Origin of the sequence: Ruminococcus sp. D54t1_190329_F1 (assembly GCF_015551645.1) — a bacterium.
GTDB lineage: Bacteria > Bacillota > Clostridia > Lachnospirales > Lachnospiraceae > Blautia_A > Blautia_A faecis.
Genome location: NZ_JADNDC010000066.1, coordinates 1 through 9,474, shown reverse-complemented (window position 1 = coordinate 9,474; position 9,474 = coordinate 1). Strand labels below are relative to the sequence as shown.

At 35.8% G+C, this 9,474-nt stretch carries 8 protein-coding genes and 1 pseudogene; all 9 read right to left on the bottom strand.

Annotation, left to right across the window (positions count from 1 at the left end):
• Nucleotides 1-77: 77 nt before the first annotated feature.
• Nucleotides 78-1,436: pseudogene (locus I2D69_RS18985) on the bottom strand (helicase-related protein); the annotation flags it as partial.
• Between the two features lies 1 nt (nt 1,437).
• The gene (locus I2D69_RS18980; RefSeq protein ID WP_055228440.1) at nt 1,438-1,626 is read right to left on the bottom strand and encodes a transposase; all 189 of its coding nucleotides are present in this window, start codon (nt 1,624-1,626) and stop codon (nt 1,438-1,440) included.
• A gap of 118 nt (nt 1,627-1,744) precedes the next feature.
• Nucleotides 1,745-2,620, bottom strand: coding sequence for a plasmid recombination protein (locus I2D69_RS18975; RefSeq protein ID WP_237926036.1), 876 nt, complete (start codon nt 2,618-2,620; stop codon nt 1,745-1,747).
• Nucleotides 2,621-2,639: 19 nt separating this feature from the next.
• Nucleotides 2,640-3,107: a hypothetical protein gene (locus I2D69_RS18970; RefSeq protein WP_173719641.1), complete on the bottom strand. Its 468-nt coding sequence runs from the start codon at nt 3,105-3,107 to the stop codon at nt 2,640-2,642.
• 71 nt (nt 3,108-3,178) lie between these two features.
• On the bottom strand, nt 3,179-6,502 hold the full coding sequence (locus I2D69_RS18965) for a hypothetical protein (RefSeq protein WP_177387339.1): 3,324 nt from the start codon (nt 6,500-6,502) through the stop codon (nt 3,179-3,181).
• Between the two features lie 112 nt (nt 6,503-6,614).
• On the bottom strand, nt 6,615-7,034 hold the full coding sequence (locus I2D69_RS18960; protein WP_173719638.1) for a hypothetical protein: 420 nt from the start codon (nt 7,032-7,034) through the stop codon (nt 6,615-6,617).
• A 145-nt stretch (nt 7,035-7,179) separates the two neighbouring features.
• A complete protein-coding gene (locus I2D69_RS20355) occupies nt 7,180-7,407 on the bottom strand; it encodes a hypothetical protein (RefSeq protein WP_227199222.1) in 228 nt (75 codons plus the stop codon).
• Between the two features lies 1 nt (nt 7,408).
• Nucleotides 7,409-7,633, bottom strand: coding sequence for a hypothetical protein (locus I2D69_RS20350; protein WP_227199223.1), 225 nt, complete (start codon nt 7,631-7,633; stop codon nt 7,409-7,411).
• A 298-nt stretch (nt 7,634-7,931) separates the two neighbouring features.
• Complete coding sequence (locus I2D69_RS18950; RefSeq protein ID WP_173719637.1) at nt 7,932-8,789, bottom strand: Rpn family recombination-promoting nuclease/putative transposase; 858 nt, start codon at nt 8,787-8,789, stop codon at nt 7,932-7,934.
• Between the last annotated feature and the right edge of the window lie 685 nt (nt 8,790-9,474).

Sequence of the window (9,474 nt, the reverse complement as noted above, 5' to 3'; positions counted from 1 at the left end):
GAAAATCAGGTGATTTCTGAATTCAGGTGGGTCAAAATTAAACGTAAAAGTGGGTCAATTTTACTTGACAATCAACAAGTGATATTTCCTAGAGCATCGGCTCCCAATCGAACTTTAGCTACCGATTCATGCTTTACAGACAGGATAAACTCTTTGCTCCAACTGTCGAATTGGATTCTCATGTTAAATCCCTGATAGCTTCCAATATCCATAGCTGCATCCACAGATTTAATTTCTTTGCAGACCGCCAGAAGAGCCGCTCCTGCCTCTTTCTTTTCTGTGAACACTTTGCCACTGATTTCCATAGAAAACTGCTCTGGATCTGTGATTTTGTACTCAGAAAAATGAGCGATGTCTGCCTTGTAGCTGTCAATGATCTCTGTCAGTTTTGCAATCTGTTGTGGAAAATTCCTTGCAATATCATCTTCCAGTCGATACTGGTTATTCATGTGGTTGGCTTTTAAAAGTTTTAATTTTGCCACATCAACATCCAATGCCATCTTCTCTTTTACTGCCGGATTTCCGGTTGCAAGAGCTTTGACCTCTGCATAGGAAAGTGCCGCTTCGTCTACATCTTCACAGCTTCGCACAGGTGCTTTGCTGGTCATAATCTGAGAAATGAATTTCTGCTTGTTCTCAATCAACTGCCACATGTAGCTGTCAAATGTGGATTCAGTTACATACCGGAAGATATGAACCTTTTTATTATGGTTTCCCTGACGGATAATACGTCCTTCCCTCTGTTCCAAGTCAGATGGTTTCCAGCCAATATCCAGATGATGCAACGCAATCAGACGATCCTGCACATTGGTTCCTGCACCCATCTTTGCTGTAGAACCAATCAAAAAACGAACCTGTCCGGATTTCACTTTTCCAAACAGCTCCGTCTTCTTTGCTTCTGTATTTGCATCATGAATAAAAGCAATCTCTTTTTCCGGCACTCCTTTTTCCATCAGTTTCCGTTTCAGGTCGTCGTAGACATTAAAACTGCCATCGCCTTTCGGTGTACTCAAATCACAGAAAATCAATTGTGCTGATTTCTGTGCTGCTGTGTCTTTCCAGATTTCATAGCTTTTCTCTGCACAGACTGATATCTTGCTTTCCGGATTGTCTGGCAATAATTCGTTCACTAAACGCTGATCCAATGCTAACTTTCTTCCATCATTGGTGATTTTCAGCATATTATCAACCGCGGCATCTACTCCGCCATTTCTGACAACTTCCGCACGTTCTCCAAGGCTTTCTACGATTTCTTTCTGCTGTTCCGTTGGTTTCAGCACCACTGTTTCATATTCTGCTTCCGGCACAGGAAGCTTTAACTGATCGGAAGTCTTGATATCTGCAATCTCCTTGAACATATTCATCAGTTCCGGGATATTATAAAACCGTGCAAATCTGGACTTTGCACGATATCCTGTTCCTTCGGGGTCGAGTTTGTCAAGATACTTTTTGTGGATTTTCTAAATTAAACGATTTGTCCGTAAAAAAGCCGCCCAAAACCTCGTGCTTGCAGATGTCCTGAAACACCGTATTCAAAGGCTTTTTGGCACTTTCGGACTGCTTTACATTTACGATGAATGTTGTCTTTCCAATTCGCTGTGAATAAGAATATTTCTGTTCTTTCATATAGTCAGTTCCTCTCTTTCATAAAATTTGATTGCTGGGCATTCACATTAGAGCACCCAGTAACCGCAGATTTTCAATATATCAAGAAGTCATTAAGTCGTGAGTATAATGGAAATGGTTATCTTTCCATACCACGCTTGTTTCTTCGAGCCTTGATACGCTCCTGTCGTTCTTTTTCCCTTGCTTCTTTTTCGGCTCGTTCCTGTGCTTCCTTAAAAGAAAAAAGTTGCTTCACTTTTTCGGTAAAAAGTTTAGCAACTTCGGGGAAATGCTCCAACGCTTGAAGAAAAGGTCTGCACTTTTCTTTCAGTTCGTTGTATTTAGTTTTCATTCTTTCGAGTGCGTTTGCACAGTCAAAATATTTCTGTCGGTAATAGTTGGCACTCTGTTCTAATTCGCTAATTTCCGCACGACTTGTAATGCCCTCTTTGGCAAGGGCAGTAAGCTCAGAATAATCCTCTTTGGAGATTGCCATTTTACCTGTGATTGTTTTCTGCCCCATACGGTCAATCTCGTTATAGGTTTTAGAAACATTACGGGCAGGCTCATATTTTATCTGCTCACGCTGAATGCGCTTCTGCAACTTCTCCAAGCGTTCCTTGTCCTGCTTGATTTGATATTGCAGGGAAGTCAGGTGTTCTGCTGTACTTCCGTATTCGCCACGCTGAAAGCCTTTGAAGCCTTGCTCCGTCATATGGTTAAACAATTCATCTTGCAGAATACTGTATGAAGCTCGGAACATCGGTTTTCCGTTCTTTCTGAGAAGCGGATTGCCTTTTTCGTCGGTCAGCGGAATATCCGATTTCCATTTCTTTGAATGGCTGACTTGATGAACAACTTCCTTAACCGTTCCTCGCAGTTTTTCATCTTTGCAACGCTTGCTCCATAGGATTTCTTTCTCCACCACAGGCAAAACCATAGCGTGAAGATGATAGTGGTAAACCTCTTTTCCAAGTTCCTCGGTTGCCGCTACATTGATTTCATCAGCGTGCATAACAGCCGATATGACATTATCAGCACCGAATACTTAATGAAAAAAAGTCAACATCTTCCATTAATGGGTAACATTTAAATTCAAATGCGCCGCATTCTTCCTGAAGGCACCAGGATGGCAAAGTTGAATCCATTTGTTCTATTTTATTACAAAGTTCGTCTAATCCAGTAGTAAAGGCATTAATAATTTTCCCGGATCTTTGTTTTAACAATAACTTTTTAAGTCCTTTTTGTAATTGTTTTATATCTTCTCGCCGAATCAGATCAGCTACAATAATTGAATGAAGGTCAAGTTTATGACCATTAGGCAGTGAATTATCACGATTTCGTAAGTGCATTTGTTTACAATATATATATTCGTAGTTCCTCTTCCAAAATTCATGTTTTGTACCAGGGAGAATACTATATATTTTTGCTCTTGTTTTCGAATACCTATATAAGATTTCTTCCTTTTTTAACTTTTCTTTTATTCCATAATATTTCACCATATCCCCCCTCAGATAGATTTGGTACAGACTGCGTTGGATGATAGATATTTCCCAACAATTCATTTACATACTTACAGTTCAGGAAGTAACCAACAATTTTTTACTTCTGCAAATTCATTTTCTGATTTCTCACCAGTGCATATATCTCTCCACTCTTCTACTTCGGGGCAATGCTGGCCTTCATAAAATGTATTTTCAAAACGATATACCAAGAATGCAAGAGTAGCACATTGCTTTCTAACTTTAATATTTTCTTTAAACTCTTCTTGCGTCGAAGTTTGAAAATTGATTCGCGTATATTTTTCTACTAACCTAAGTACTTGTGAAACTCCTTTCATGATTTTGGAGGGAAAACGCGAATTTGTTCGGTAAAAAATATTATGTATAATCATCAAGAAATACTCCAATCCGGGTTCTTTTCGTGCTTTAATTAAATTAAACAATTCCAGCAGGGTATTTTCTTTTAATTGCTGATCCATAATTGTTTCCAGACACTTTTCAACTGCCATTGTAGCTGAAAATACCATATCTGATTCAGTTTCATACATTAGTTCCAACATTTCGTTCATAAAGGCTGGAACTTTTTCATCTGCAAGAAACATTGCTTCCACTTCCCATGAATAAATTCCTTCGTCATAGAATTCTTTTAGCAGAGTACATAGTTTTTTTGACTGAACCGGATTAGTTCCCTTCCATCCATTTCTGCCAAAAGATGCAATCGCACGAATCATCATTTTCATATGCCATTTTGAAAAAGTAAATTGAAAATCGTATTTGCTTTCTTTCCAATATTTTACCATATCTGAACAACAGCCGATGAACAGTTCCAAAAACCATTCTTTTTCTTTCGCAGACCATTCATCTACATAGTACCTATTCCAAACCGCCAGTTGTTCCCAATATGATATTTCAGTAAAATTCCTGCCTCTTATATCCTCTTTCCATTTTGAAGATACTTTTTCACTGATAAAACTCTTTTTTATTCTTTCTAAGGGATCTATTTCTTCTGGATGTGGCCATTTCATAAATACAAAAAAATAATATTGCTCTAGATCTGGCAACTGCGTATCTTCATTAAGTTTACTCCATAATAATTCTCCAAAGGCAACTTCTTGTTCTCTGGTTAATTTTCCCCATGTATATAACTGCCCCATTCTGGCCAATACGGAGGTTCGATTTATTTTCTGTTGTTTTCCTATATTAAATATTGCTTTAATAATTCGGGGTTCAAGATGAGCTTTTCTATATAATGGATTTGATAATTCATACTCTGTAAACACATCAAAAGGATCAAGCTGTACTACTCCAAGTATATTTTCTCTCTCTTTCATTGAGCAGGTTAATAATGCATTTATTTTAGTTCTTTTAATATAATCTGCGGTTTGATTCATAACAGAGGAAATGAATTTATTTAATAATCTTTGATCTTTCACCGCATTTTCTCCAATCAATTGGATCATCAAGTCTATCATTTTTCCCTGCTGCACAGAATCCAATACAGCACACATTCTTTCTAATATAGGAATTCCGGATTCTACAATAGAGGTATAAACATTTTGATCATACCATGGATCATATTTCTGAACTTTTCCTATATTATTCATTATCGCATTATATACATATTCAAAAAGTTCATCGATTTCTTCTCTATTCTCGGATCGTAAATATTCTCTTGTAATACATTTTTTTACCACATCTGTTTTTCCAAGACGAAGTAAAAGCTGCCATGTATATTGAGGATAGTAAGATAGCAAGCTTTTTACTAAAATATCCTGCTGATTATTCAGTAAACTTTTACTTCGAAGATATAATGGAAATCCACTATATTCAATGCTTTTAAAAACAGAATATGCCTCCCAACAATTGTTCTCAGATCTAACCAAAGTAATGGATTCCCGATTTAACTCAAATTCCGGTTCTGGAGATTCCTTTTTTAACCAGGTTAATGCACCGTCTGTAAACAGAATTTTTTCTTTATCCCAGTTATAATACTTTTTATATTTAGAAATCTCATTATTAATTTCATTGCATTTTTTTCTGGTTTCTTCCTTATATGGATTTATACAAAATATTAAATGTTCTTTTAAATACAATGCACATACCAGCAGAGACTTCAAATATACGTTTTTGGGGCTGCTCTCTGCTATTTCATTATTATTCTTTTGTATATCGTTGGTAAGTTCTTCTACTGCTTTCAGTGCTTCCTCATTAAGACCACATTCAGTCATTACGCCAATGAATCTTAAGCGTACCTCATAAGGCATTTCTTCTAAAGAGCATGATACCAGTTCTAGCTGAACTTTTTCCAGATCCATTTTGAATAAATTCATAAGAATTTCTTCAAGTTTCAAATAATATTTGCCATCAACTATAAAATTTGTGCAAGGTTTAAGCAGGTCACAAATGCTGTTCCACTTTTCTTCATCCATATTTTGTCTATAGTTTTCAAGTAAATATAACCCTACTGTAAACCATTTATTCTTGTTTTTCTCTTTCAAATCCGAGTGAGAATTTAAAGTATCCCATATTTTATATAAGTTATTCTCAATATTTTTATCTAAAGGCAAACAAGATTTTTTATATCTCCTTGTATATTCATAAGCAAAATCCAGTAATTCATTACAGTAGTCAAGATTAGATTCTAATTCTTTTTCGCTACATTGTAAAAGTTCTTTTCCATTGGTATAACTTTTTACCTGTTGCCTGAAATCTGCTGGAACTATAAGCCATCCGGGATACTGCTCAAATTCTTTGGCCCATTGCTTGGTTAACTCTTTTCTTTCTTTTCTACGTTTATTAGAATTTCCCAATAACCCTTCTATCCTTGTATATTTAATATTCCAATTATAATCTTCAGAATATACATTACTCATATTTAGTAAAGGATTTGTATTCTCTTCAATGTTTCTTGAATTAGTATCGTTTTCTAGTTGTTTATTTTTTAAATATACATTTTGATCAATACCATTTTGAAAAGCTTTTGCTTTTGTTTCCTCACAACGTACATTTAATAATGCTGCCCGATCATATACTGGAATATTATTATTTTCAAAAAACTTTTTTCGATTTTTTACGCTAATTCCCAGTAACGAATTAGCTTTTCCTTTTTCAACATTTTGCATGTTTGCAATTCCCACAATACAATTATTATAATCAGCTATGAGACTTCCCGAAAAACCTTCATAATCCATGGCAGCAGAATCTATTGTATCTAAGATCATATTTTTATTAGGTTTTTTTAAAAGATTAGTATTTTTTAATTGTATCCACCTTTTTTCAAAGCCAAAACTTTTACCATATCCAACCATTTGTAATTCGTCAAAAACATCTAGTTCTGCACTAACCAAATAAAGAGGCTGAACATCAATACTCTCTTCGCATCGTAATACAACCAAATCCTCTGAGCTGTTATTGTCCTCAGAAATTACGGTTGTATGGTAACTCCGTTTATTTCCATTGTCCCCCTCCCATTTTTGAAATAAATATCGAATACTTGTCTATTAAGATTCAAATCTTTTCTAAGTATGCTTTTAGCTTTTCTGGTGACATTTCTCGTAATTTTGAAGTTGATTCAAGCTTTTTTTCAAGCGTATGATCTTTTGCATATTGGCGAAATTCTGCTAATGTCATTCCATGTTCTGTGCAATAAATTCTTAGATTTATAATTTGTATATGAATACGAGCGTTTTTTATATAATCTTGTGCTTCAGAAATATTTTCGACACAAAAATGTTTATTTAGTAATTGATAGATTTCGCTATCAGTCCTTTTCAGCTCCACAAAGGCACAAACAGCACTGGAAATATCTTTTTCTCTTTGCTTTTCTTTGGCACGAACAATTTCGTTATCGCAATATTGATTGATATAATCAATTACAGCATCATTCAAAAAAATCCCAATTTTTTGTAATTCTTGTTTTAAGTCCATACTCTTCTACTTTTGTTAAAATAATGCGATGTTGTTGATAGTATATTATAATATGCATTTTCAAAAAATTTTCGGTAGGAGTAATCTCATAGTTTGGGAAAAAGGGCAAGTCTAAATAGACCCGCCCCTCTATAATAATTTTCAGTTATTTCATTACACATAAACTTTCATCAATCCATTTCTGGACTTCTTTTTCAGTTACCTTAACTAGGCGTACAATTTGCTTAACATCCATTCCCTCTTCTGCCATAAAAAGAACTGTTTCCTTTTGGGTCTTTAATTCACCACGCTTCTCGCCACTTTCCATTCCCGCGCTATAAATTTTCTCCATTTCATGGCACATAAGCTCAATCCCTTTCTGTGTTTCTTTCAATTCATGTACCCCTTTTTGCAAGAGCAGGACTGTGCATTTTATCTGCTCTTTTACAATGCAGATCGTGCATAAGCCTTCCAAGTTCTGTATCGTCCTGTTTCCTGGAATTCACATAAATGATATGTACTTCATCCTGGAATGCTTTATTAATCTCCTTGATTTGTCTGTCAATATGGTAAATCGGAAGTCCATATCCAAGGATATTATCTCTGGTAATAAAAATCACGTAGCTTTCTGGCAGCTCATCGAAGTCCTGACCGGGATTTATTCATCAGGCCGCTATGATAACGAGCTCGTTTCGGGGATGCGCCCTCATTATCTTGTTGGTTTTCTACACCAAACTTTAACTCTTAAAAATAATACGAAATAAAACACCAAAAATCACAAATTATAGACAAAGAAAGTATTTTTTCGAACAGATCTATTTCCCATATTTGATATTTCATCTTTTTGAAAATGCTAAATATACAATATTGTAAAAAGGCAAGCCTAATCAGACCTGCCCTTTTATAATGATTTTTCAGTTATTTTGTTACACACAAAGTTTCATCAATCCATTTCTGGACATCTTTTTCGTTTACTTTAATTAGGCGGGCAATTTGCTTAACATCCATACCTTCTTCGGCCATAGAAAGAGCTGTTTCCCTCTTGGCTTTGAGTTCACCTTTTTCTATACCGCGCTTCTCGCCGCTTTCCATTCCCTCGCTATAAATTTTCTCCATTTCATGGCACATAAGCTCAACCCCTTTCTGTGTCTCTTTCAATTCATGTACCCTTTTTGCAAGAACCGGACTGTGCATTTCATCTGCTCTTTTACAATGCAGATCATGCATAAGCCTTCCAAGTTCTGTATCGTCCTGCTTCCTGGAATTTACATATATGATATGTGCTTCATCCTGGAATGCTTTGTTAATCTCCTTGATCTGTCTGTCAATATGGTAAATCGGAAGTCCATATCCAAGGATATCATCTCTGGTAATAAAAATTACATAGCTTTCCGGCAACTCATCGAAATCCTGACCAGGATTTAAGGTGTTCATATCCATTAGGCCACTATGATAACGGGCTCTCTTTGGAGACGCGCCTTCATTATCCTGCTGGATTTCTACATCAAACTGTTTGCCTTCAGAGTCTCTGGCAACGCAGTCCATTACTGCTGACCGGCCCTGCATATTTTTATAGTCCTTCTGAATTATCTGATCAATTACACGCAGATCCTGTTTTTCCATAATAACCTGCAGAACATATTCCAAGCATTCTCTTTGCTTGAATACGTTTCTCATAAAAATATCACTCATAAGGGTGAAATTCTTGATAATCCCTTTGTATTTATCATACCGTGCTTCTAATTCACTGTCTTGTATGCTGTTTTCAGTTGCCATGGGTGTAGTCACCTCCATTCGTCCTTATACTTAGAACGATAATAGACTTTTTATGTGATTTTATCTTAACATTAATAGGGGTTCTTTACAAGATGATTTTTTGTGGTTTGAAGGGGATGGTGTTTGAAAGCTGATTTATGAAATAATATCAAATGGAACTAAATGGCATTAGATAGCAGCGCCTGACAGAGAAAGCTATTATATGACACCAAATATCACTAAGTAGTACCAAAAGATCAATGAAGGGGACAAAAATCAACCTTGAAACTGTCACATTTGGTGTTCAAAAAAATTGTTGGTTCCGTGTGTTATTGAGTGTTATCTAGTGTTAAATGGTATCAAATGACACACAATATCATGTACTGGATGATACTACATAGCACTATATGATGTAAATGCGTTTAGATGGAAACAGCATTTCGCAGACATCCGGAAAACAAAACGCCACACGGACATCTATCCCGTCTAAATTTTTCATCACAGAGTTGACCTCCCCGCCGATGTAGCGGGCTGCTTTGTCAACACCGAGTAATATTTCGTCACTAAGTGCTAATTTTCTCATTCTTTTCCTTTCACAATTTGTCACTATTCACCAAATACAAAACTTATTCTGTTTGGATTTGGATAGTGCCTTTTTTTCTGAATAAGTGGGAAAAATAATGCTCATTTTTGAACCTATTTTTAC

What these genes read in the sequence shown, in the direction of transcription:
- I2D69_RS18980 (WP_055228440.1), bottom strand. Translation starts at nt 1,626, where the DNA reads ATGAAAGAACAGAAATATTCTTATTCACAGCGAATTGGAAAGACAACA.
- I2D69_RS18975 (WP_237926036.1), bottom strand. Translation starts at nt 2,620, where the DNA reads ATGCACGCTGATGAAATCAATGTAGCGGCAACCGAGGAACTTGGAAAA.
- I2D69_RS18970 (WP_173719641.1), bottom strand. Translation starts at nt 3,107, where the DNA reads ATGGTGAAATATTATGGAATAAAAGAAAAGTTAAAAAAGGAAGAAATC.
- I2D69_RS18960 (WP_173719638.1), bottom strand. Translation starts at nt 7,034, where the DNA reads ATGGACTTAAAACAAGAATTACAAAAAATTGGGATTTTTTTGAATGAT.
- I2D69_RS18950 (WP_173719637.1), bottom strand. Translation starts at nt 8,789, where the DNA reads ATGGCAACTGAAAACAGCATACAAGACAGTGAATTAGAAGCACGGTAT.